General features: G+C 58.4%; 20 protein-coding genes and 1 riboswitch. Of the genes, 3 read left to right on the top strand and 17 right to left on the bottom strand.

Annotated elements, in window-relative coordinates; translation table 11 throughout:
- Nucleotides 1-20: 20 nt before the first annotated feature.
- Nucleotides 21-368 carry a hypothetical protein gene (locus tag HUO14_RS08050; protein WP_176279330.1) on the bottom strand — a complete coding sequence of 116 codons (348 nt, stop codon included), beginning with the start codon at nucleotides 366-368 and terminating at the stop codon, nucleotides 21-23.
- A 217-nt stretch (nucleotides 369-585) separates the two neighbouring features.
- A riboswitch (cobalamin riboswitch) is annotated at nucleotides 586-797 on the top strand.
- A 79-nt stretch (nucleotides 798-876) separates the two neighbouring features.
- Between HUO14_RS08050 and HUO14_RS08045 the strand changes: the two genes are divergently transcribed.
- Nucleotides 877-2769, top strand: coding sequence for a TonB-dependent receptor plug domain-containing protein (locus HUO14_RS08045; protein WP_176279329.1), 1893 nt, complete (start codon nucleotides 877-879; stop codon nucleotides 2767-2769).
- A 29-nt stretch (nucleotides 2770-2798) separates the two neighbouring features.
- Nucleotides 2799-3344: a hypothetical protein gene (locus tag HUO14_RS08040; protein ID WP_176279328.1), complete on the top strand. Its 546-nt coding sequence runs from the start codon at nucleotides 2799-2801 to the stop codon at nucleotides 3342-3344.
- A 5-nt stretch (nucleotides 3345-3349) separates the two neighbouring features.
- Here HUO14_RS08040 and HUO14_RS08035 read toward each other — a convergent pair whose 3' ends face one another.
- The 5 genes from HUO14_RS08035 to HUO14_RS08015 form a co-directional block, all read right to left on the bottom strand.
- Nucleotides 3350-4078 carry a sulfotransferase-like domain-containing protein gene (locus HUO14_RS08035; RefSeq protein WP_176279327.1) on the bottom strand — a complete coding sequence of 243 codons (729 nt, stop codon included), beginning with the start codon at nucleotides 4076-4078 and terminating at the stop codon, nucleotides 3350-3352.
- Between the two features lie 196 nt (nucleotides 4079-4274).
- A complete protein-coding gene (locus tag HUO14_RS08030; protein ID WP_176279326.1) occupies nucleotides 4275-5192 on the bottom strand; it encodes an aminotransferase class IV in 918 nt (305 codons plus the stop codon).
- Between the two features lie 387 nt (nucleotides 5193-5579).
- Nucleotides 5580-6992: a dihydrolipoyl dehydrogenase gene (gene lpdA / locus HUO14_RS08025; RefSeq protein WP_176279325.1), complete on the bottom strand. Its 1413-nt coding sequence runs from the start codon at nucleotides 6990-6992 to the stop codon at nucleotides 5580-5582.
- 21 nt (nucleotides 6993-7013) lie between these two features.
- Nucleotides 7014-7397, bottom strand: coding sequence for an acyl-CoA thioesterase (locus HUO14_RS08020; protein ID WP_246255361.1), 384 nt, complete (start codon nucleotides 7395-7397; stop codon nucleotides 7014-7016).
- Nucleotides 7394-8671 (bottom strand): pyruvate dehydrogenase complex dihydrolipoamide acetyltransferase, encoded by a 1278-nt coding sequence (locus HUO14_RS08015; RefSeq protein WP_176279324.1) that lies wholly within the window; start codon nucleotides 8669-8671, stop codon nucleotides 7394-7396. Before HUO14_RS08015 ends, HUO14_RS08020 begins: the two co-directional genes overlap by 4 nt.
- A 136-nt stretch (nucleotides 8672-8807) precedes the next feature.
- On the opposite strand from HUO14_RS08015, the gene HUO14_RS08010 reads away from it, so the two are divergent.
- Entirely contained in the window at nucleotides 8808-9263 is a 456-nt protein-coding gene (locus HUO14_RS08010; RefSeq protein WP_176279323.1) for a universal stress protein, read from the top strand.
- On the opposite strand, the gene HUO14_RS08005 is transcribed toward HUO14_RS08010, so the two are convergent.
- From HUO14_RS08005 to HUO14_RS07955, 11 genes are all read right to left on the bottom strand, one after another.
- Nucleotides 9260-9790, bottom strand: a complete 531-nt coding sequence (locus HUO14_RS08005; protein WP_176279322.1) for a peroxiredoxin-like family protein — start codon at nucleotides 9788-9790, stop codon at nucleotides 9260-9262. The two genes, HUO14_RS08010 and HUO14_RS08005, sit on opposite strands and share 4 nt — an antisense overlap.
- A 74-nt stretch (nucleotides 9791-9864) precedes the next feature.
- The gene (gene rnr, locus HUO14_RS08000) at nucleotides 9865-12159 is read right to left on the bottom strand and encodes a ribonuclease R (RefSeq protein WP_176279321.1); all 2295 of its coding nucleotides are present in this window, start codon (nucleotides 12157-12159) and stop codon (nucleotides 9865-9867) included.
- Entirely contained in the window at nucleotides 12159-13694 is a 1536-nt protein-coding gene (proS, locus tag HUO14_RS07995; protein ID WP_176279320.1) for a proline--tRNA ligase, read from the bottom strand. The genes rnr and proS overlap by 1 nt, the downstream gene beginning before the upstream one ends.
- Nucleotides 13695-13727: 33 nt before the next feature.
- Nucleotides 13728-14345: a polyhydroxyalkanoate synthesis repressor PhaR gene (gene phaR / locus HUO14_RS07990; protein WP_176279319.1), complete on the bottom strand. Its 618-nt coding sequence runs from the start codon at nucleotides 14343-14345 to the stop codon at nucleotides 13728-13730.
- A gap of 179 nt (nucleotides 14346-14524) precedes the next feature.
- Complete coding sequence (alr, locus tag HUO14_RS07985) at nucleotides 14525-15634, bottom strand: alanine racemase (RefSeq protein WP_335647338.1); 1110 nt, start codon at nucleotides 15632-15634, stop codon at nucleotides 14525-14527.
- A complete protein-coding gene (locus tag HUO14_RS07980; RefSeq protein ID WP_176279318.1) occupies nucleotides 15600-17237 on the bottom strand; it encodes an MFS transporter in 1638 nt (545 codons plus the stop codon). The genes alr and HUO14_RS07980 overlap by 35 nt, the downstream gene beginning before the upstream one ends.
- Nucleotides 17238-17264: 27 nt before the next feature.
- The gene (locus HUO14_RS07975) at nucleotides 17265-19235 is read right to left on the bottom strand and encodes an acetyl-CoA carboxylase biotin carboxylase subunit (RefSeq protein WP_176279317.1); all 1971 of its coding nucleotides are present in this window, start codon (nucleotides 19233-19235) and stop codon (nucleotides 17265-17267) included.
- A 120-nt stretch (nucleotides 19236-19355) separates the two neighbouring features.
- Nucleotides 19356-20381 (bottom strand): biotin synthase BioB, encoded by a 1026-nt coding sequence (bioB, locus tag HUO14_RS07970; RefSeq protein ID WP_176279316.1) that lies wholly within the window; start codon nucleotides 20379-20381, stop codon nucleotides 19356-19358.
- Nucleotides 20378-22522 (bottom strand): methylmalonyl-CoA mutase, encoded by a 2145-nt coding sequence (scpA, locus tag HUO14_RS07965; protein ID WP_176279315.1) that lies wholly within the window; start codon nucleotides 22520-22522, stop codon nucleotides 20378-20380. The genes bioB and scpA overlap by 4 nt, the downstream gene beginning before the upstream one ends.
- Nucleotides 22523-22533: 11 nt before the next feature.
- Nucleotides 22534-23148, bottom strand: coding sequence for a glutathione S-transferase N-terminal domain-containing protein (locus tag HUO14_RS16495; protein ID WP_176279314.1), 615 nt, complete (start codon nucleotides 23146-23148; stop codon nucleotides 22534-22536).
- Nucleotides 23145-23930, bottom strand: coding sequence for an enoyl-CoA hydratase-related protein (locus tag HUO14_RS07955; protein ID WP_176279313.1), 786 nt, complete (start codon nucleotides 23928-23930; stop codon nucleotides 23145-23147). The genes HUO14_RS16495 and HUO14_RS07955 overlap by 4 nt, the downstream gene beginning before the upstream one ends.
- Nucleotides 23931-23981: the final 51 nt, after the last annotated feature.

Below are 23981 nucleotides of genomic sequence, written 5' to 3'. Positions count from 1 at the left end.
GCTCGGGGCGACCGGTACGCTTACTGCTCCTTGACGGGTCTTGTATTGCTGCTCGCATAGCCGGCATATCCGTCGGTATAGGCAAATAACACGTTGTCGGCTTCTTCGGTGGCAAACTGCGCCGCTTCACTTTCCGGACTATTATAGCTGATCTCGTCTTTCTTGATCGCCGCGATCATATTGTTCCGCTCATCGGCGCAGGCCGTCGTGGCTGCTTTTTTGAATGCGCTGGTGCTGGTTTTTTCATCCAGATTGACGGACGTAAAATCCACCAGACAATTGGAATATGCAATACGCGCGCTTTCGGCATCGGCGAATGTGGCTGCCGATGCGGTGCTGAGAAAGGCAATAGTCAAAAATGTAATCATGATGATCGTTCCTCGATTGAGCATCGCTTATAGCATATCGGGATTTTGTGAGCGAAGCAGATTCAACATCTCTCGATGCAGAAAATACCGTTACTTATCAGGATGATAGTAGCGAACCTGGATATGAACGGTCGCGGTATTGCAGCGCAAGGCCTGCGACAGCAGCCGACTCGCCCGGCAAAATATTAGGGCTTGCAACCGAAACCGTTTTGAGAGAATGGGGCGGCAGATATCGGGTTTCTCTTAATCGAGAATTCAAAGGGAAATCGGTGAGGAAAGGGTTTGCGCCCGTTCCAAATCCGGTACTGACCCCGCAACTGTAAGCGGCTAGCTGATATGCCAAATGCCACTGGATCCCCGGATCTGGGAAGGCGGCATGTTCAGCAGCGATCCGCAAGTCAGGAGACCTGCCCTGTATCGTCGTTCTTCAGCCGGACGGGGTGTGTCGGGTGAACGGGGTTTTCCCCTGCGTAACGGCAATTGATGTCGTTAACAAAAGGGAATCCCAATGTATAAAATCCGAACCCTCGCCACACTTCTGGCGTCTTCCGCTTATTGCTTTGCAGCGCCTGCACTGGCCGCCGACAATCCCGAGATCGTTGTCACCGCGACCGGCATCGAGCAGGATATCCGCGATACCGGCACCGCCATATCGGTGATCGATACAGCAGACATAATCGACCAGCAGATCATCTCGATAGCCGACATCCTGCAGGAACTTCCCGGGGTCAGCGTGACCCAGAGCGGAGGATTGGGGTCGCAAGCCTCGGTCCGCATCCGGGGGGCGGAAAGCGACCAGACGCTGGTGTTGATCAACGGCATCAGGGTCAATGACCCGTCCTCTCCCGACGGCGCATTTGATTTCGGCAATCTGCTCGCCGGAAACATAGAACGCGTGGAAGTGCTGCGCGGTGCCAGCGGCGTTACCTGGGGCAGCCAGGCCGTCGGCGGCGTGGTCAATATCACCACGAAACGCCCGACCGAAGATCTCGCCCTGTTTGCCCAGGGCGAATATGGTGCCCATGATACGGTCCGGCTGGTCAGCAACGCCTCCGGCAAGATCGGGCCGGTCGGCCTGAGCATCGGCGGCGGCTATGCCAGCACCGACGGCATCAGCGCTTTTTCCGGCGGCACCGAAACGGACGGCTATCGCCAATATTCCGCTTCCGGACAGGTCGAGGTCGACCTAACCGACGCGATCCGTTTTGAAGCAAGCGGCTATTATGCGGACAGCCGGATCGACAATGACAGCGTTTTCCCGCCCTTCAGTTCCGACGACAGCCAGTTTTCGCTGGCAAAGGAAATCTACGGCAATGCCGCGATTGAGGCGCGGGCATTTGACGGCCGCTTCCAGAACCGCTTTGCTTTCAGCATTTCCGATATCAACCGCGATATCATCAACCCCTTCTTCACTTCGCTGCCGAGAGGACGGACGGAGCGGTTCGAATATCGCGGCGACTTCGCAGTGATCGAACAGTTGCGGTTTGTTTTCGGCGCCGAAACGGAGGACAGCCGCTATGAAAATAGCGGCGTGACCGACTCGACCGGCATCGATTCCGTCTTCTTCCAGACCGTGTTCAAACCGCTCGACGGGCTGGCGCTGACCGCCGGGGTCCGGCACGATGATCACGAGGATTTTGGCGGCAATACCAGCCTCGCGGGAAATATCGTTTATCGCGCTGGCGAGGATGGGCCGACGATCCGGGCGAGCTATGCCGAGGGTTTCCGAGCGCCCTCGCTGATCGATCTTGATGACCGTCCTTTCGGCTTTGGCACGCCTGACCTGTTGCCGGAAACCGCCAAATCCTACGAGATCGGCATTGAACAATCGTTTATCGCCAAGGCTGTTCAGCTGTCGGTAACCCTGTTCCAGCGCGACACAGATAACCAGATCGCCTTCGCCGCCTGTCCGGTAGCGCCCGATCCGGCTCCGGAAGTCTGCACCAACGGCAGCCGTCCTTTCGGTACGACCCTTAACATCGAACGCAATCGGACCAAGGGTGTTGAGGCGATCCTGTCGATCGCTCCGGTCGAACGGTTGAGGATTGATGCCAATTACACCTGGCTCGACACTGCGAACCGGTCGACCGGTGCCAATTTCGGCAACGAGCTCGCCCGCCGTCCGGCCAGCAGCCTCTATCTCGACGCCAGCTACCAGACCGCATTCGGCCTGAAGCTGGGGGCGGACATGCAGATGGTCGGCGACAGTTTCGACGACTTGGCCAACAGCCGCCGCATCGACGGCTACATATTGGCCGGAGCACGGGCGAGCATCCCCGTCACCGACGCGTTTGAAGTCTTTGGACGTATCGACAATCTGTTTGATGTCACCTATGAAACAGCCACTGATTTTGGCTCTCCGGGGCGTTCGGCTTATGTTGGAGCGCGCGCGCGTTTCTGATATCCATTAGCAAAAGGGAATATGATCACATGCAACTCCGTCAATCTTCTTCGTCCGTCCAGAATATCTGGGCCGGCGTGCTGGCATCTTCGTCGGTTCTGGGCAGCCTGGCATTGGCCTGCATATTTCCTTTTGCCGCGATCGCGACCTTGCTGGCGGCGACATTGCCGTTCCGCAAGGCAGCGGTCTGGATGGGTGCGGTCTGGTTTGCCAATCAGCTGGTTGGCTATCTGATCCTCGGCTATCCGCAGACCGCCAACAGCTTCGGCCACGGCCTCGCCATGGGCGCGACCGCGATGGCCACCTTGTTCGTTGCGAAGACGGTGCTGGATATGCGCTCCGACCGCAGCTTCGTTACGCTGGGCCTCGCCTTTGTCGCAGCCTTTGCCGCTTATGAAGCGCTGTTGCTGCTGGCCGCGACATTCCTTGGCGGCGTGCAGAATTTCATGCCTTCGATCGTCTGGATGGTCGCGCAAAACGACATATTGTGGTTTGCCGGGCTCGCGATCCTGTACATGGTTCTCGACGGCACCCTGTTCGAACGGATCGGGAAGCACGCCAACCCGCTGGGCTGATCGCGCTATAGCCTGATCCGCAATTCCGAAAGTTGCGTGTAGGCATCGCGGCACTGGTCCGCGATTGCCTGCTCGCTTTTCGCCAGTCTCGGCGCTTCGTCCTCGCCGGCCCCGAAGCCCGTCGTTTCGAGCACGCGGCCATACCAGTGGGACGCCCACACTCCGTCACTTTCACGCGGCCCGGACTCCCACGAGAGCATCCCCGCATCCCACGGAATATCAAGCGCCGCGCACAGCGCCCGCAAATGGGCCTCGGGATCGCGCAATATATCGGCGCTATCCAGCACGACCGGTGGCTGGCCGGTATGCTGGGCCGTCCGGTCGACATATTCAAGCTGCCGCGCATAGCCAAGATCATCGGCGGTGACCTCGACCCGCTTTGCGGCATAGCTTGCAACAACGCGCTGCGGATCGCGGATCAGGAAAGCATGGCGATGGTCGGGGAAGTCGGCAATGCTGATATCGGCGGCCATATGGTGCGGCATATGTTTCTGGTACCAGAGCGGCTTGCTGCCGGGAGCCGGGCCTTGCATCGCAGCGGCGACAGACTGCCAGTCGCAATCCATTGACGCAATGACGTCATCGGCCATCGGTTGCCGCTGACCGGTGGTTTTCAGGAAGGCGCCGTAAAAGGGCTCGTCGCTGACTGCACAATCGCTGCGCCCCCCAAAGCTGCGCATCATCGCGGTCGAGATATTGCGTGGGCCGGACCACATGGCGATGCGGATGGTCATGATTGGATCACCAGAGCCTCCCAACTCGCCGCGAAGCGCATTTATTCAATGCTATTTTGGGCGCGCACGAAGCCACGAAGACACAATGATGCTGCCGCTCTAATATCATTCTTCGTGCCTTTGTGTCTTCGTGCGAGGAATTAATGGAAATGACCTGCGGTCGCCAAAGATTTGCGTTGTACAAATAGGCGTGGCGTCAGGCCGCAACATCATGCTCAATCAGTCCCTTGTAAAGACCTTGCAGCCGTTCGACCATCGGCCCCCTGCCCTCGGTCAATATCCGGCCATCCACCTCGGTAGCGGGCACCACACCGGCGAAGGTCCCGGTAACGAAGGCCTCGTCCGCGCCATAGACGTCGGTGAGCGAGAAGTTTTTCTCGAACACCGGAATGTCATTCTCCCGGCAGATCCGGATGACATTGGCGCGGGTAATCCCGCCGAGGCAATAGTCGCCGCTCGAGGTCCAGACCTCGCCCTTGCGGACGATGAAGAAATGGGTGCTGTTGCAGGTCGCGACAAAGCCCTGCGGGTCGAGCATCAAGGCCTCGTCTGCACCGGCCTGGGTCGCCTGGATACAGGCGGTGATGCAGTTGAGCTTGCTGTGCGAATTCAGCTTCTGGTCCTGTACTGCCGGATCACCGCGCCGGACATGGACGGTGAACAGGCGGATGCCGTTCTCGACCGTGCTCGGCAAAGCTTCCTTATATTCGGGAATGATCACGATCGTCGCCGGAGAGATCACCACGCGCGGGTCCTGATAGGGCGTCGAGCGGATGCCGCGGGTCACCATCAGCCGGATATGCACGCCTTCCTGATCGAACATGGCATTGGCAGCAATGGTGTCATTGAGGCGTGCCACCAATGCGTCGCGCGTGATCCCGATATCCATCGCGATTGCCTTTGATCCTTCAAACAGCCGGTCGAGATGGGCGTCGAGAAAAGCGATCTTGCCCTTGTGAACGCGCAGGCCTTCCCAGACCCCGTCGCCGAGCATGAAACCGCTGTCGAAAACCGAAACCACCGCCTCGGCCCGTGGCGTCATCACGCCGTTGACATTGATCAGAATATTTGAGTTGCGCGGATCGGCGGTGAAGTCGTGCGTGCCTTTGGCCATTTTATCTAACCTTGTGATTTAGCGAAACCGCCTGGTGAACTTTACCAACTTTACAGTGTTAAAGAAAAGAAACAACTTGCTGCGGGGAAAGGCCTTTTTGCAGGTATAGCTGGTCCCGAAACATTGTGGTTCATGACCCGAAGGCTAGCGCAAACCGGGGCGTGTAGGAAAGTGATTTGCGTCCTGCCGAAGCATTAGGATCATTTCGGCGATCATGAACTTTCCTCTCCCGTGAGGGAGAGGGATGTGCAGGCTTGGCAACTTGTTGCCTAGCCGGAACTGGGTGAGGGTGTGCTGCGCTTCAGGGGTTAGGACACCCTCATCCAACTGCGCCTAGCTTCGTTCCTCAGCAAGGCTAGCTATCCTTCTCCCTCACGGGAGAAGGAGTCACATATGCAAAACGCGGCCATAGGCATCGAGCACGCTTTCGTGCATCATCTCGCTCAGCGTCGGATGCGGGAAGACCGTGTTCATCAGCTCCGCTTCGGTCGTTTCCAGCGTCTTGCCGATCGTATAGCCCTGGATCAGTTCGGTTACTTCCGCGCCGATCATGTGCGCGCCGAGCAATTCGCCCGTCTTGGCGTCAAACACCGTCTTGATGAAACCCTCGGTTTCGCCCAGCGCAATAGCCTTGCCATTGCCGATGAAGGGAAACTTGCCGGTCTTGACGTCATGGCCTGCTTCCTTCGCTCTCGCTTCGGTCAGACCGACACTGGCGATCTGGGGGTGGCAATAGGTGCAGCCGGGGATATTGTTGACGTCCATCGTGTGCGGGTGGGCGTCCTTGCCCAGGCTGGCGGCGATGGTTTCTGCAGCAATGACGCCTTCGTGGCTCGCCTTGTGCGCCAGCCACGGACCAGCGGTACAGTCACCGATCGCGTAGATGCCATCGACATTGGTCCGGCAGTGATCATCGGTCTTGATATGAGAACGTTCATCGGGAGTGACGCCAAGTTTTTCGAGACCGATATCCTCGAGATTGGGCATGATACCGACGGCGACGATGACATGACTGAAGTCATGGCTTTGCTTCTTGCCCTTGCTGTCCTCTATCTCCGCCTTGACGCCTTTGGCGCTGGCATCAATGCTTTTTACGCCCGCACCGGTCATGATGGTCATGCCCTGCTTCTTCAGAGACTTTTCGAGGAATTTCGAGATTTCCTCGTCTTCGACAGGCACGATGCGGTCGAGCATTTCGACGACCGTCACATCGACCCCGATATCATTATAGAAGCTGGCAAACTCGATGCCGATCGCGCCAGAACCAATGACCAGCAACTTGGTCGGCGTTTCGCTTGGCGTCATCGCGTGGCGATAGGTCCAGATGCGCTTGCCGTCGGCCTTGGCAAAAGGCAGATCCCGCGCGCGGGCACCGGTGGCGATGATGATATTCTTGGCGGTGAGTTCGGTCTCGCCGCTCTCGCCGGTCACGACAATCTTGTCCTTCGCGGTCAATCTGCCGTCGCCCATATGGACGTCGATCTTGTTCTTCTTCATCAGCCCGGTGACGCCCTGATTGAGCTGCTTGGCGACTCCGCGCGAACGCTTGACGATGGCGTCGAGATCGGCGCTGATCTTCTCTGCGGCAAGACCATAGTCCGCCGCATGTTTCATATTGTGGAACACTTCCGCCGAGCGGAGCAAGGCCTTGGTCGGTATGCAACCCCAGTTCAGACAGATGCCGCCGAGATTTTCACGCTCCACGATAGCGGTCTTGAGGCCGAGCTGCGCGGCGCGGATCGCGGCTACATAGCCGCCGGGGCCGGAACCGAGAACGATGAGGTCATATCCGTTTGCCATGTTGTTCCTTTTCGATAATCTCTAGTCCAGTGCGGGGACCTGCACGGGCTTGCCATCGCTATTAACAGCGACAAATGTGTAGACGCCCGACGCCGCCCTCGTCATTTCATCCCCATGCCGGTCCCGCCGGAATGCTTCGACCTGAACGGTCATCGAGCTACGGCCGATCTTGGAGAATTCGGCGTAGACCGACAATTCGTCACCAATTTCGACCGGATGCCCGAAACGGACATCATTTGCGCCGACAACCACCGACTGGTGCTTGCTGTGCTGCGCCGCGAGCGCGCCGCCGGCCTGCGCCATCTGTGCCATCAGCCAGCCACCAAATGCCACCCCGTAAGGATTGCCGTCAGCCGGCATGACGATGGTGCGAATGGCGGGCACTTTATTGGCCAGTTCGCTCAAGCGAGCATCCCCAGCGGATTTTCACAAAGTTCCTTGAACACTTTCATCAACTGCGCGCCGTCCGCGCCGTCAATCGCGCGATGGTCGAAGCTGCCAGTGGCGCTCATGATCGTGGCGATCTGCAGACTGTCGTCAATCACATGCGGGCGTTTCTCTCCGGCACCGATTGCCATGATCATCGCTTGCGGCGGGTTGATCACCGCGTCGAAATTCTTGATCCCGAACATGCCCATGTTGGAAATGCTCGCGGTACCGCCCTGATATTCATGCATCTTGAGCTTGCCGTCCTTGGCGCGATCGGCGAGGTCCTTCATCTCGGTCGAGATGGCGCTGAGCGACTTGCTGTCGGCGCTCTTTATGATCGGGGTGATCAGACCGCCTTCGATGCTGACCGCAACCGAAATATCGGCGCGTTCAAATGTTTTCAGTTGATCGCCTTCGATCGAGACATTGCATTTCGGCACCTGCATCAACGACACCGCCAGCGCCTTGATCAGCAGATCATTGACCGACAATTTTATGTCGCGCGATGCCAGTGTCGCGTTGAGCTCGCTGCGCAATTTGAGCAGCTTGTCGAGCTGGATATCCACGGTCAGATAGATATGCGGGATCGTCTGTTTGGCCTCGGTAAGGCGGCGCGCGATGGTCTTGCGCATGCTGGAGAGTTTTTCGCTGCTGTGCGGAATATCGAAATCGCTTGCCGGCGCTGCTGTTGCGGTGGGTGCGGTTGCAGCCGCTTCGCTTTTGACCGGAGCAGCGCCGCCGTCCGCCGCGTCGATATCGGCCTTGATGATCCGGCCACCGGGTCCGGATCCGGACAGCGCGTTCAGGTCGACGCCTTTCTGGTCGGCCAGACGCCGCGCTAGCGGGCTGACTTTCAGACGCTCGTCATTTCCGTTCGACGATGTCTTGGCTGCAGGAGCGGCTGTCGGAGCCGGTGTCGCTTTCGGTGCAGGTGCTTCCTCTTTCGCGGCGGGCGCGGCTGTCTTTTCTGCCGGAGCCGGAACGGCTTCGACGTCACCTGCATCTTCGCCTTCTTCGGCGATGATCGCAATGACGTCGCCGACCTTCACATTTTCCGTGCCCTCGGCAACCACGATCCTGGCAACCACGCCTTCGTCGATCGCTTCAAATTCCATCGTCGCCTTGTCGGTTTCGATTTCCGCCAGCAAATCACCGGATGAAACGCTGTCCCCCTCTTTCACCAGCCATTTTGCGAGCGTCCCCTCTTCCATGGTCGGCGATAGGGCTGGCATTTGGAGATTGATGGGCATGGCCGGTTATCTTTCCTGGGGAAGTCCTGTTATCAGGTCGATCTGTCCAACATTGAAGCAATATCGTCAAGGGCCGTAGCTTGCCTTGTATGCGTTTTTATCGCAACAGGTGTTTCTGACAGGGTGAGGAGGGTTCATGCGCACGTATCTGGTAGTGATCGACGAGACCGACGAGGCGAGCGTAGCGCTCCGCTTTGCTTCCCGACGGGCGATGAAGACGAACAGCGCGCTGCACATCCTGGCGCTGGTCGAAAGCGAGGGTTTCGTTGCCTGGGGCGGGGTTCAGGCCACGCTTGAGGAAGAGGCGAAAAACCGAGCCGAGGCTCTGGTGTCCGGCGCCGCCGGTACCTTGTTTGACGAGACCGGTATCCGGCCTTCGATTACAGTGAAGCAAGGCAAGGGCCCGAAAGTCGTCCGCGAGATGATGGGAGAGGTCGATGGCCTCGCCGCGCTGGTACTAGGAGCGGCCGCGCACGGCGCGCCGGGACCACTGGTCAGCCATTTTGCCAACACCGAAGCAGGGACGCTGCCCTGCCCGGTGATGGTTGTTCCCGGATCATTGACCAAGGAAGAGATTGATCGTCTCAGCTAGCGCGATTGCGCCAGCTCTCCGCGCGCCGGATAATCATTTTCCAGCGCATAGTCGATGCCCTTGAGAAGCTCGTCGAGCGGAGGCCGGGTGAACGGCATGCTCTGGATACTCGCAAAATACAGGCTCTGGTCCGGCTTGACCAGCAGCAAGGCGGGTTCGGAGAAAACCTCAGGTTCCTCGCTGTCGGGTCGACCGGACGAGATATAGAGGTCAAAAGCGCGGGCCTGTTCTTCGCTGAGACCATAGCCGAGCGTCACGTCCTTGATATCCCATTCGTCGGACGATTTGCGGGCACGTTCCTGGCTGTCCATGCTGATCGCGACGACATTGATACCGCGCTTTTCAAAATCACCGAGCTTGCGCTGCAATTCGCGCAACTGCATTTTGCAGATCGGGCAGTGAACGCCACGGTAAAAGACCAGCAGCGTAAAATTATCGCCAAGCTGCTCGCTCAGTTCAAACGTGCCACCGCCGATCAGCGGGACGGAGAAATCGGGAACGGCTTGGGTCGGAAGAATATTCGGCATGGGAGGAGTTCCTTTGTTTTTATTTAGTCTATACCCCAATTCGACCCGAATGGTTGCCTCCTGACAAACAAGAATTACTTGCGACGGGCCTTGCCCATCTTGCCACGAACGTTGGCAGGGCGCCCGGGTTTGCCCTTGCGATGCGGCTTGCCCTTGCCGGCACGGCGCGGAGCGGGACGGCCAGCCATGTGGTTGGCACCCTCGGCCAGTTCGAACAACAGGCTGCCGGTCGCGGCATTGGCCTCGACCAGACGCAATTCGATCTTCTGGCCGACATTATAGGTGGTTCCGCTGTCCATGCCGGTGAGCTGTTGCTTGGCTTCGTCATAATCGAAACGTTCGGCCCCCAGCGTGCGGACCGGCACCAGCCCGTCGCCGCCGAGATCCTCGACGGTGGCGAAAAAACCGAAATTCTGGACGCCCGTGATCCGGCATTTGACGACTTCGCCGATCCGGCTCGCGAGATGGGCCGAGATATAGCGGTCGATGGTTTCCCATTCGGCCTTCATCGCGCGGCGTTCCAGCTTGGAGATTTTCTCCGAGATCAGCTCGAGGCGCCCGGCCTCTTCCTTGCTCAGTCCCGAATATTCCGGAATGGCGCTGTTCTCCGGTGCCGGCTGTTCAAGCTTGCAGGCACTGACCAGCGCCCGGTGCACGATCAGGTCGGCATAGCGCCGGATCGGGCTGGTGAAATGGGCGTAGCTTCCCAGCGACAGGCCGAAATGGCCCATGTTGGTATGGCCGTAATAAGCCTGGGTCTGGCTGCGCAATATCTGCTCCATGACCAGAGGCAGCAGCAATTCGTCATCGACCTGTTCGATCAGATTGTTGAATACCGAAGGCTTGATCACCTGCCCCATGGCGAAGCTCATGTCGAAGCTCTTGAGATAATCCTTCAGCGCGATCAGCTTCTCGCGCGAGGGCGTTTCGTGGACCCGATAGATGACCGGAGATTTTTTCGATTCCAGCATCCGCGCCGCCGCGACATTGGCGACGATCATATAATCCTCGACCACGCGGTGCGCGTCGAGCCGTTCGCGGATGGCGATTTCGACGATCTTGCCCTGGTCGTCCAGCACCACCCGTTTTTCGGGCAGATCGAGATTGAGCGGTTCGCGTTCGTCGCGTGCCTTGGCGAGCAGCTTCCAGCAGGCCCACAGTGGCTCGAGCGCGCTGCTCTTGAGCGGATGGTCCAGCTTCCCGTCCATTGCGGCCTGCGCGTCTTCATAGGCGATATTGCCGGTCAGCTTGACGATTGCCCGGGTGAAGCGGGAGGCGATCACCTGCCCCTTGGCATCGATCGTGACGTGACAGACCAGAGCCGCCCGGTCGACGCCCTGTTTGAGCGAGCAGACATCGGTCGACAGTGCCTCCGGCAACATCGGCACGACCCGGTCTGGGAAATAGACGCTGTTGCCGCGCTTATAGGCTTCGCGGTCGAGCTTGCTGCCCGAGCGGACATAATAAGACACATCGGCGATCGCGATCAGCGCCTTGAACCCGCCCTTGTTATCCGGATTGTCATCCGGCTCGGCCCAGATCGCGTCATCATGATCGCGGGCATCGGCCGGATCGATCGCGACAATCGGCAAGTGCCGCAGGTCTTCGCGCTGCTCTTTCGAAATTGCCAGCCTGGTCGCCTGTTCGGCTTCTTCGGTCACCGCATCGGGAAAATGCAGCGGGATTTCAAATTTGTGGATGGCGATCAGGCTGAAGGATTTGGCAGCGAACGGATCGCCCAATATTTCCTTCACCCGCGCCTTGACCTCGGAGCCGCGCTTGAGCGGTTCGGCCAGCACCAGGTTCCCGGGCTTTGCCTCACCCAGATCGATAATCGGCGTGCTCCGACGAATCTTGCGGTCGACCGGCTTCAGCCAATATTGGTCGCGCTCATCCTTCTCGACGATACCGAGCAGCATCTCGTTGCTCTGGGCGAGCTTTTTCATCAGAAACGCAATATGGCCCTGCCCGCGTTCTTCGGTGCGAGCGAGTATCCTGTCGCCGATCGCCAGTGCGGCGCGGCGGCCTTTTTCCTTGATCCTGATCTTTGGTGCGGGAGCGCTCTCTTCTTCCCATTTTTCGGGGATGCCGATCGCTTCGTTGCCGTCAATCTCGACGATCTTGAGCACGGTTACCTTCGGCAGGCCGCCCACCTTATGCAAGGCCCGCCCCAGATCTCCGGCGAGCAATCCTTCCTTGGTCATGTCCTTGAGCAAAGCCTTGAGGGCAATTTTGTCCGCCCCCCGCAATCCAAAGGCTTTTGATATCTCCCGCCGTCCTGCAGGCCGCTCCGATTGCTCGATAAAATCCAGTATCTGCTGGCGAGAGGGAACCTGTTTCGGTTTGTGAGATTTTTTGGGACCTGCCATTAATAAGCTTTACCTATGATTATGCGCTCGACCGCGGGTTTGCCCGTAAAGATGCATGTGCCATCCGCGGCGGCTGCATCGACGGGCACGTTGCGGAACGTCAGCTTCAGTTTCTTCAAACGCTCTTCTATCGACTTTAGTTCCTCGCCGGTCGCCTTGCACCATTGCACTTCCAGCCATCCGGGATGCTTCTTCTTCGGCGCATAGAAACGTTCAACGTCCGACCAATATTCAACGCCCTTCTTGACGTTGCCATCCATCCGCTCTCTGGCTTCTGAGTGCAAGTTGGTCTGGATGTCGGACAATAGCGCCGGGATTTCGGGAATGAATTCAGCCTTGGCCAGGAATTTCGTGTCGAGCTTCCCGCTGTCCTGATAAAGCGCATCCCTGCGGATCATCGCGACCTTGTTGTCGGCCATGTCGCGCGGTCCGATTTCCAATATGACCGGCGCGCCCTTCTTGATCCACGACCAGCGCTTGGTCTGGGTCTTGGCCCCCGTGACGTCGACCTTCACCCGAACCGGCTCGTCAAAGGCACGGAGCTTGGCAATGTCTTTGGCCAGCGCCTTGCAATAATCCAGCACTTCTTCATCTTCCGGCTTGTCGCGCAGCATCGGCACGATCACCACCTGATAAGGCGCAATCAGCGGCGGCACGCGCATGCCGTCGTCATCGCCATGGGTCATGATGACGCCGCCGATCATCCGCGTCGATGTGCCCCAGCTGGTTGTATAGGCAAACTGGAACTCGCCGTCCTTGTCCTGATAGCGGATATTCTGCGCCTTGCTGAAGGTCTGGCCGAGGAAGTGGCTGGTGCCGGCCTGCAAAGCCTTGCCGTCCTGCATCATCGCTTCAATCGAGTAAGTCGCATCGGCGCCGGGAAAACGTTCATTTTCCGGCTTCTCTCCGGCGATGACCGGCATCGCCAGCACCTCTTCGGAAAAGGCGCGGTACATTTCCAGCGCGCTCAGCGTCTCTTCCATCGCCTCGGCCTTGGTGGCGTGAGCGGTATGGCCTTCCTGCCAGAGAAATTCGGTGGTCCGCAGAAACATTCTTGTGCGCATTTCCCAGCGCACCACATTCGCCCACTGGTTGATCATCACCGGTAGGTCGCGCCAGCTCTGCACCCAGCGCGCAAAAGCGGTGCCGATCACCGTTTCCGATGTAGGACGAACAACAAGCGGTTCTTCCAGCTTGGCTTCCGGATCGACGACCAGTCCGCCGTCTTCGCCCTTGATCAGCCGGTGATGCGTGACAACCGCCATTTCCTTGGCAAATCCGTCAACATGCTCGGCCTCTTTCGAAAAATAGCTGAGCGGAATGAACAAGGGAAAATAGCAGTTTTCATGTCCCGACGCCTTGATCCGCTGGTCCATCAGATATTGCACCCGTTCCCAGATGCCATAGCCCCAGGGCCGCATGATCATGCTGCCGCGCACGCCGGATTCCTCGGCCATGTCGGCTTCGGCAATTACTTGTTGGTACCATCCCGCGAAATCGTCAGCGCGGGTGATGGAAAGAGCATTTTTCTTCACTAGTGGTTCCTGCGGATTATTGGTTTCCGGTTATCAGACGTCGAGCTTGTCAATCTTGGACTGGATATCCGCCAATTGCTTTTTCAATTCGACAATTTCGATGTCTTTTTCCGACAATTCTGCTTGTTGCTCGTCGTCGGACGAATCCTGGTTGTTCTGGCCGAGGCTCAATGCCTTTTCGAACACGCCGGCGAGCGGGCTGGCCTTCAGGGCATTTTCGACAGCTTCCTGAAACTGCTTCTGGTTCTTGACCGCCATCTGTCCGAGCGGGTTCTTGTTCAGAGCCCCTTCGACAGCTTCCTGAAACTGCTTCTGGTTCTTGCGAAAATTGTCCATCGACGCTTCGAGATAGGATGGCATCAGCGACTGCATGCTGTTGCCATACATGGAAATCAGCTGGCGCAGAAAATTGACCGGCAGCATTTGCTTGCCGCTGCTTTCCTCGTCGACGATGATCTGGGTCAGAACATTATGGGTGATGTCATCGCCGGTCTTTGCGTCGACAACGACAAAATCTTCATCGTTGCGGGTCATCTCGGCGAGAAAATCAAGCGTGATATAATTGGATGTCTGGGTGTTATAGAGACGGCGATTAGCGTATTTTTTTATGACTATCGGGCCGTCCTGAGTTTTTTTCTTCGACTTGGTCATATAAGCTCCCGAGGGGTTAGAAATACTGAAGGTTGTCGGGATTTCTAACCGTCCTTTAATTGGATGTTGCACCAGCACTAAACCTATTTGTGCAATGCCGCAACTTCTGTTGTTATACGGGGTTTTTGTGCAACATATTCATTTTGTGCAACTGCGTTGGTCGCGGTTGTTCAACAAGGCTATGTCCACTGGCGTGCCAACCGATTGCCGAGGCCGGTAATCAGTTCATATTGCGACAAGCCGGATTGCGATGACGCGATCCCGAGATCATATTCGCAATCGACCCAGTCGCCTTCTTTGAGTTGGGGCGCTTCTGTAAGATCGATTGCGATCAGGTCCATCGAGACCCGGCCCAGCACGGGCAGCACGATGCCGCCATCCGCGAACATGCCGCTATTTGAAAATCCTCGCAAATATCCGTCGGCATAGCCCATCGCCAATATGCCGACATCGTGCGATTCCTCTGCAATATATTGCGCGTTATAGCCGAGCTTGTCGCCCGCACGAAGCGAGCGAACCTGGATGATCTCGGCTTGCGGCATAGCCACTTGCTCGATGACCGCTTCGAGTTCCGGACGCTGGACGCCGCCGTAAAGCGACAGGCCGGGACGGGTAAGGTCAAAATGATAATCACTGCCCAGCGCGATGCCGGCGCTATTGGCGAGGCTGTTCCGCTTGGCCGGGAGAATTTCGAGCGCGGCCCTGTACTGATCGAGTTGCGCTGCATTTTGCGGCCCGTCTTCATCAGCCGATGCCAGATGGCTCATCGCGATATCGATCGCCATCCCGACAAAATGATCCGCTTCAAGATTTTCGGGATTGATCCCGAGACGGTTCATGCCGCTGTTGATCATGATGTCACAGGCCTTGCCCGTCGGCCGCCAGCGCGCAAGTTGCTCGAGACTGTTTATCACCGGCTTTGCCGGGGACTGCAGTGCGAAAGGCAGATCGGCCTGACGGACGCCATTGAGCACGGACACCGACGCTTTGCCAGCTGTCAGATATTCGATCTCCCGAGCCTCCTGCCAGTTGGCGACGAAGAAATCCGTGCATCCGGCGGCCATCAGCTTTTGCACAACGTCGCGGACACCCAGACCATATGCGTTGGCCTTGACGGCTGCCCCCGCCTTCGCTTTTCCAGACATCTTGTCCAGCGCACGCCAGTTGGCCACCAGCGCATCGGAATCGAGCCTTATCTTCGCCGTCGGCGGTATGATGGGTACTTCATCACTCATCGACTGGCCGATACGGCCTTCATTGCGTTTCGTCGAGTGCCGCTTCGGGATCATTGGGAATTCCCCACCATGCCACGACCACCCCAAATGCGACAACGACCCAGGTGTACCAGAGGCCAGCATAGATATCACCCGACCGCGCTACAATATATCCGGCAATCAGCGGCAGGAACCCGCCGAGATAGCCCGCTCCGATATGATAGGGGATCGACATTGAACTGTAGCGGATTTTGGCCGGAAACATTTCCGACAGCAGGGCGGCGACCGATCCGTAGGTCAAGGCGCTCAGCGCTCCCAGCACCAGCAGGATGGCCACAATACCCAATATGCTGATCATACCCGGCTGCTGCTTGGCAAAATCATAGCCATATGCGCTAAGCGCATCGCGGATGCCGCTGCTACGGGCGGCGCCATCTTCCAGCCAGCTTGGGTCAATAACAATCGGATTGCTGCCCGCGCTCAATTTCAGATCGCTGGCATCGACCAGCGTGTAGGACACGCCCGCTGATGTCAGGGTTTCCAGTATCTTGCCGCAATCGCTCTGCTCCCGGCTGAACAGCTCGGCAAAGGGATCGGTGCTGCAGGCGCTGCCTTCGACCCGGACAGGGTTGGCCTCGGCCGCTTCGGTCAGGCCGGGATTGGCAAAATGGCCCAGTCCCCAGAACGCTGGAAAGAGCAGCAACAGTGACAGCAGGGCGCCCACAATAATTGGCTTTTTGCGTCCAACCCTGTCGGACCATTTGCCGACGACGAGATAGAAGGACATGGCGATCAGACCGGAGAGAAACAGGATTATGTCGACGGTGCGCGCCTCCATGTTCATCGGCCCACGCAGAAAGGACATGCCGGAGAAAAAGGCAGTGTACCAGATGGTCGTAAGCACGCCGGTGATGCCGAACAGGGCGACAAAGATGCGCTTCTTGTTTCCGGGATAGGTGAAGCTTTCTACGAACGGATTGCCCGCGGTTTCGCCCGCCGCTTTCATCGCCTGGAAGACCGGGCTTTCGTTGAGCTTCAGCCGCATCCACAGCGATATCACGAGGAGGAGGATCGAGAGAAGAAACGGTACCCGCCAGCCCCAGTCGTTGAACGCCTGCTCGGGAATCAGGAATCGGCAGGCCAATATTACGCCGATCGACAGGACGAAGCCGCCGGCGACGCTGGCCTGGATATAGCTGGTATAATAGCCGCGCTTCTCGGTTGGCGCGTGTTCCGCGACATAGATTGCCGCGCCGCCATATTCACCGCCCAGCGCCAGACCCTGCAATATCCGCAGGAAGATTACGATCAGCGGGGCCGCCAGTCCGATTGTCTCGGCGCTCGGGATCAGACCGACGCCTGCGGTGGCTATGCCCATCAGGGTGACCGTCACGAGAAACGTATATTTGCGCCCCAGCTTGTCGCCGAGAAAGCCGAAGAGGATGGCGCCGACCGGACGGAAGCCGAAGCCGATGGCAAAGGTCGCCCAGACCATCAGGATTTCCAGCGTCGGATTGCCGCTGGGGAAGAAGGTCGGCCCGATGATGTAGAACAGGGTGCCGTAGATGAAGAAGTCATACCATTCGAAAATGGTGCCGGCGGAGGATGCCGCGATGACCAGACGAATTTCCTTTTGCGTCGGTTCGCGCTGTCCTGCCGCTGCTACTTCACTGGCCATATTTTACCCTCCCCAAGGCGTTCGTCCTTATTCCAGCTCGAGTATCACGGCATCGACGGCAAGGCTATCACCCTGTGCCGCGTTGACCGATTTTACCACGCCGTTTTTCTCGGCGCGGAGAATATTCTCCATCTTCATCGCTTCGACGACGGCCAGCGGCTGTCCCTCGACCACGGTTTCGCCCTCGCCCACGTGCAACGCGACCAGCAGGCCAGGCATCGGGCAGAGCAGGAATTTTGACAGGTCGGGCGGTATCTTCTCGATCATATGCACGGCATGCTGCGCAACATGGGCGGGCAACACGCGGGCCTTGTGGGTTGCGCCATGGGTGTTGAGCGCAAAGCCGTTCGCGGTCTTGGCGATCTTCACCGACAGCGGCTTTCCCGCGACTTCGGCGAGGATCAGGCTGTCGCCCGGCGTATATTCGGCGGACAGGTCGACTTCGGTACCGTCGACGATGATTTCCTCTTCGGAAATCGAGACGTCCATGATCTTGTCGCCGATCTTGACCTGCCATTCTGATGGCGGATCAAGCCGCTTGCCGAGCTGACTATCGACCCGGCGGGCGCGATCAGCATGGGCGGTCGCGGCGAAGGCCCCGACGGCAGCGAGATTGCACAACAGTTCATCGGATGCCGGAGCGCCCTGGAACCCGTCCGGATATTCTTCGGCGATGAAATTGGTCGTAATATTGCCCTCGCGGAACCGCTCGTGCTGCATCAGCGCCGAGAGGAAGTCGATATTGTGACCGGGGCCGACCAGCTCGAAGCGGTTGAGCGCGTCGATCTGGCGATCAATCGCCTCGATGCGGGTCTCGCCATAGGTAATCAGCTTGGCGATCATCGGATCGTAGAAGATAGAAACTTCGCCGCCCTCGGCTACGCCATCGTCGACGCGGATGCCTTCTTCGGCTTCCGGTGGCCGATATTTCACGAGACGACCGGTCGACGGCAGGAAGCCGCGATAGGGGTCTTCGGCATAGACGCGGTTTTCGACCGCCCAGCCAGTGAGTTTTACCTCATCCTGTGTCAGCGGCAGTTTCTCGCCATAGGCGACGCGGATCATCTGTTCGACCAGATCGAGACCGGTGATATATTCAGTGACCGGATGCTCGACCTGCAGACGGGTGTTCATTTCGAGGAAATAGAAGCTCTTGTCGGCACCGACGATCAGTTCGACCGTACCGGCGCTGTAATAGCCCACGGCCTGCGACAGGGCGACGGCCTGCTCGCCCATTTTCTTGCGCATCTCGGGGTCAACGAAGGGCGATGGCGCTTCCTCGACGACCTTCTGGTGGCGCCGCTGAATCGAACATTCGCGTTCGCCGAGATAGATGACATTGCCATGCTTGTCGCCGAGCACCTGGATTTCGATATGGCGCGGCTGTTCGATGAATTTCTCGATAAACACGCGGTCATCGCCAAAGCTGGCCAGACCTTCGCGCTTGGTCGCTTCAAATCCTTCGCGAACGTCTTTCTCGTTCCACGCAAGCCGCATGCCCTTGCCGCCGCCGCCGGCGCTGGCCTTCATCATCACGGGATAGCCGATTTCCGACGAAATGCGCACGGCATGTTCGGTATCGTCAATTTCGCCGATATGGCCGGGAACCACGCTGACGCCAGCCTTTTCGGCCAGTTTCTTCGACTCGATCTTGTCGCCCATCGCCGCGATGGCATTGATCGGCGGGCCGATGAAGGCGATGTCATTATCATCCAGTTGCTGGGCAAAGCTGGTCCGCTCGGACAGAAATCCATAGCCGGGATGGACCGCTTCCGCGCCGGTTTCCTTGCAGGCCGCGATAATCTTGTCCGCGATCAGATAAGATTCGCCTGCAGGCGACGGACCGATATGCACCGCCTCGTCCGCCATTTTGACATGCGGCGAGCGCGCGTCGGCATCGGAATAGACGGCGACCGTCTTGATCCCCATTTTCTGTGCGGTGCGGATGACCCGGCAAGCGATTTCGCCGCGGTTTGCGATCAGGATTTTTTTAAACAAAACATGACTCCAGCAGTTCGTCACCCTGAACTTGGTTCAGGGTCCATCGTGCGAAAAGCACAGACGGTGATTGTTGAGAGGTGGATGCTGAAACAAGTTCAGCATGACGAAAATGTAAGATCACTCAGCCGCCTCCAGCGCACAATCCCGCTGCTCGGCTTGCATCGGAACCAGCCCCAGTTTTGCGAACAATGTCTCGTCCGCATCATCACCCGCATTGCCGGTGGTCAGCAATTTGTCGCCGGTGAAGATGCTGTTGGCACCGGCTAGGAAACACAAAGCCTGTGTGCTTTCGCTCATGCTTTCGCGGCCAGCGGACAGGCGCACCATAGATGCAGGCATGGTGATCCGTGCCACCGCAATCGTGCGGACAAATTCGATATCGTCGATCTTCGCCAGCGGTGTATCGGCGAGCATATCGCCGAGCACGGTGCCTTTGACAGGAACCAGCGCGTTGACCGGCACGCTTTCCGGATGTTTCTGCAAGGTTGCCAGCGCGTGGACAAAGCCGACGCGGTCTTCGCGGGTCTCGCCCATGCCGACGATGCCGCCGGAACAGACGTTGATACCGCTGTTGCGGACATTTTCCAGCGTCTCGAGCCGGTCGCCGAAGGTGCGTGTGGTTATCACCTTCTCATAATGTTCGGGCGAGGTATCGATGTTGTGATTATAATAATCGAGGCCCGCTTCGGACAGCATTTCCGACTGTTCCTTGGTCAGCATGCCCAGAGTCATGCAGGTTTCCATGCCCATCTGCCGCACGCCCTTGATCATCTCGATGATCGCCGGCATGTCGCGGTTCTTGGGATTGCGCCATGCGGCACCCATGCAGAAGCGCGAGGAACCGCGGTCTTTCGCCTGCGCCGCCGATTGCAGCACGGTGCGGACGTCGAGCAATTTCTCTGCCTTCAGGCCGGATTTTGCGCCGGCGGACTGGTTGCAATAGCCGCAATCCTCGGGGCAGCCGCCGGTCTTGATCGACAGCAGCGTCGAAAGCTGCACCTCGCCCGCCTTGTGATTGACGCGGTGCACGGTCGCGGCCTGAAAAACCAGATCGTCGAACGGCAGATCGAACAGCGCGGCGATTTCCTCGCGGGTCCAGTCGTTGCGCACGCCGGTTTCTTCCATCTCTATCACGTCACTCATTCGGCAATTTCCTCTTCGGGGGGCATATTATGGCCCAGCAATCTCAATATGTCCGCGGCACATTCCACAATATTGCTGCCCGGTCCATAGATTCCGACAACGCCGGATTTGCGCAAAAATTCATAGTCCTTCGCCGGGATCACACCGCCGGCAAAAATCTTGATATCGCTCCGCCCAGCTTCTTTCAGCAGGTTGATCAGTTCCGGGATCAGTGTCTTGTGGCCTGCGGCAAGGCTGGACGCGCCCACCGCGTCGACATTCTCGGACAAGGCAAGATCGCGGGTTTCGCCGGGTGTCTGGAACAGCGGCCCGGAAATCACGTCAAAGCCCATATCGGTGAAGGCGCTCGACACGACATTGGCACCACGGTCATGACCGTCCTGCCCCATTTTCGCGACGAGGATTTTCGGCTTGCGGCCAAGCCGCTGCGAAACCGCATCCACGCCCTCGATGACCATCGCGTAGCGGGCATCGCCTTCATAGGCTTTGCCATAAATGCCTTTGACCGGCGTTGGCTGCGTTTCATAACGGCCAAAGACCGCTTCCATCGCATCCGAAATCTCGCCCAGCGACGCGCGTTGCCGTGCGGCATCAACCGCCAGCGCCAGCACATTGCCGCCGCCCTTGGCGCCATCGGTCAGCGCCTTGAGCGCCGCCTGACAGGCAGCTTCATCGCGGTCAGCCCGCATCTTCTCGAGCCGCGCAATCTGGCCCTGCCGGACCTTGGCATTGTCGATGTCGAGCGTTTCCATCGGATCTTCTTCGGGCAGCCGATATTTATTGACCCCGACAATAACGGCATCGCCCTTGTCAACAGCGGCCTGGCGACCGGCAGCGGCCTCCTCGATCATCGCCTTGGGCCAGCCATCGGCAACCGCCTTGGCCATGCCGCCTTCGGCGTCGACTTTCTCGATAATCTCCCAGGCTTTCTCGACCAGTTCATCGGTCAGCGCCTCGACATAATAGCTGCCGCCGAGTGGATCGACGACCTTGGTAATGCCGGCTTCTTCCTGCAACACGATCTGCGTGTTGCGCGCAATCCGCGCCGAGAAATCGGTCGGCAGCGCGATGGCTTCGTCGAGCGCGTTGGTGTGCAGCGACTGGGTTCCGCCCAAAGTCGCGGCCATTGCCTCGATCGTGGTGCGGATCACGTTGTTGTAGGGATCCTGCTCGGTCAGCGACACGCCCGAAGTCTGGCAATGGGTGCGCAGCATTTTCGACCGTTCCGACTGAGCGCCGAGATCGGTCATCACCCGGTGCCACAGGGTCCGGGCCGCGCGAAGCTTTGCGACCTCCATGAAGAAATTCATGCCGATGCCGAAGAAGAAGCTCAGACGGCCGGCAAACGCGTCGATATCGAGACCCGTCGCCATCGCCTGCTTGGCATATTCGCGGCCGTCGGCGATGGTGAAGGCCAGCTCCTGCACCGCCGTCGCTCCAGCCTCATGCATATGATAGCCGCTGATCGAGATGCTGTTGAACTTCGGCATATGCTCGGACGTATAGCCGATGATGTCGGAAATGATCCGCATGCTTGGTGCCGGCGGATAGATATACGTATTGCGGACCATGAACTCTTTGAGAATATCATTCTGGATGGTGCCGGAGAGCTTCTCCTGCGAGACGCCCTGCTCTTCCGCCGCAATGATATAGAAAGCGAGGCACGGGATCACCGCTCCGTTCATCGTCATCGACACCGACATCTCGTCGAGCGGAATCTGGTCGAACAGGATTTTCATATCCTCGACACTGTCGATCGCCACGCCGGCCTTGCCGACATCGCCGACAACGCGCGGATGGTCGCTGTCATAGCCGCGATGGGTGGCGAGATCGAAGGCGACCGACAGCCCCTTCTGACCCGCCGCCAGATTGCGACGATAGAAGGCGTTGGATTCCTCCGCCGTCGAAAATCCGGCATATTGCCGGATCGTCCATGGACGGCCCGCATACATGCTGGCCTTGACGCCGCGGGTGAAGGGCCCGAAGCCGGGCAGTCCGGGGTCAATGCCTTTCCCGCTGGTGTCTTCCGCAGTATATAGCGGTTTCACGGCGATGCCTTCGGGCGTTTCCCAGGTCAGGTCGCGGCCCTTGACCTCTTTGTCGGCCAGGGCCCTCCAGTCGTCGAGAGTTTTCTTTGTCATATCTTCGTCTTTCAAGCCTTGGCGCTTGGCCGCGCGGAAACGCGGGCATGCCAGTCTAGCAAATGCTTATGTTCCTGGGGAATATCTATCCCCACAAATTGGGCAAATTCTATTGTGCAGAACAGGATGATATCGGCGGCGCTAAACCGTGATCCTGCCAGATAGTCCCGGTCGGCCAATGCCTCATTGCACATCGAAAATCCCTCGACCGCCCGCGCACGATTGCTTTCGCCATATTCCGGATAACGCTTGATCGGCATTTTCGCGGTATAGGGATGGGCATGTACCCAGAGCTTGCCGACCGGCTCCATCACCAGCATTTCGGCCCGGCGTAACCACATTTCGATCGCGCCGATTTCTTCCGGCTTTTCCCCGAACATCGGCTTCTCGGGATGCACCGCTTCGAGATAGCGACAGATAGCCACGCTTTCGCTGATCACCGTTCCGTCGTCCAGCTTCAATGCCGGCGTCTGGCCGCGCGAATTGATCTTCAGAAATTCCGGTGATTTCTGCTCGCCCGCCATGATCGAAATATTTTCGGTTGGCAGGGCTATACCCTTCTCGGCGGCAAATATGCGCACCCGACGGGGATTTGGAGCAGGATTGGCGCTATCGTAGAAAATCACTCGCCCTTGAACTCCGCCTTGCGTTTCTGGAGGAAGGATATTCCGCCTTCCCTCGCATCAGCGCTGTCACCGGCAATTAGCTGGTTTTCCGCTTCTGTCCGCAAGGCGGAAGCATAGTCCGATTCCAGCGCTGCAGCCAGTCCCTGCCGCATCAGTCCCAGCGAAACCGTCGGCCCATTTGCCAGGCGCCCCGCCAGCGAGCGGGCTTCCTCGATCAACATGTCATCCTCGACACATTTGTAGATCAGCCCCCAGTCGGCAGCTTTCTCTCCGGAGATTTTCTCTCCCAGCATCATCATTTCCGTCGCCCGCGCCTTACCGATGAGCCGTGCCAGCATCCATGATGCACCGCCGTCCGGCACAAGACCAATGTTTACGAACGCCTGAAGGAAATAAGCTGATTTGCCCGCGACGGCAAAATCGCTGGCCAGAGCAAGGCTGCAACCGACACCGGCTGCGGGACCGTTGACCGCGGTGATTACCGGAACTTCCAGTCGGGCCAGTTTCATCATCAGCGGATTATAGGACCGGCTCAGCGCACGGTGGGCGCCCTGCCCGCCGGAGATGGACGCGCCAGCCCCGCGCGCGGCAAGATCGGCTCCCGAGCAAAAGGCTCTGCCTTCGCCCGAGATCAGCACGCAGCGCGCACCGTCCAGCTGGTCCAGCGCGTCGCCGATCTCGTCCGCCATTTGTGGCGCCATGGCGTTCAGACGCTCGGGCCGGTTCAGCGTGATGGTGGCGATATTGTCCGCAATATCCAGCTTGATTGTTTCGAATTCCATATTTGGTCCTTTTGAATGGTTCGTCATCCTGAACTTGTTTCAGGATCTCGC

This window comes from Parasphingorhabdus flavimaris, assembly GCF_013371215.1.
In the GTDB taxonomy this organism is placed as follows: domain Bacteria; phylum Pseudomonadota; class Alphaproteobacteria; order Sphingomonadales; family Sphingomonadaceae; genus Parasphingorhabdus; species Parasphingorhabdus flavimaris.
This window is presented reverse-complemented; position numbering and strand designations above follow the sequence as displayed.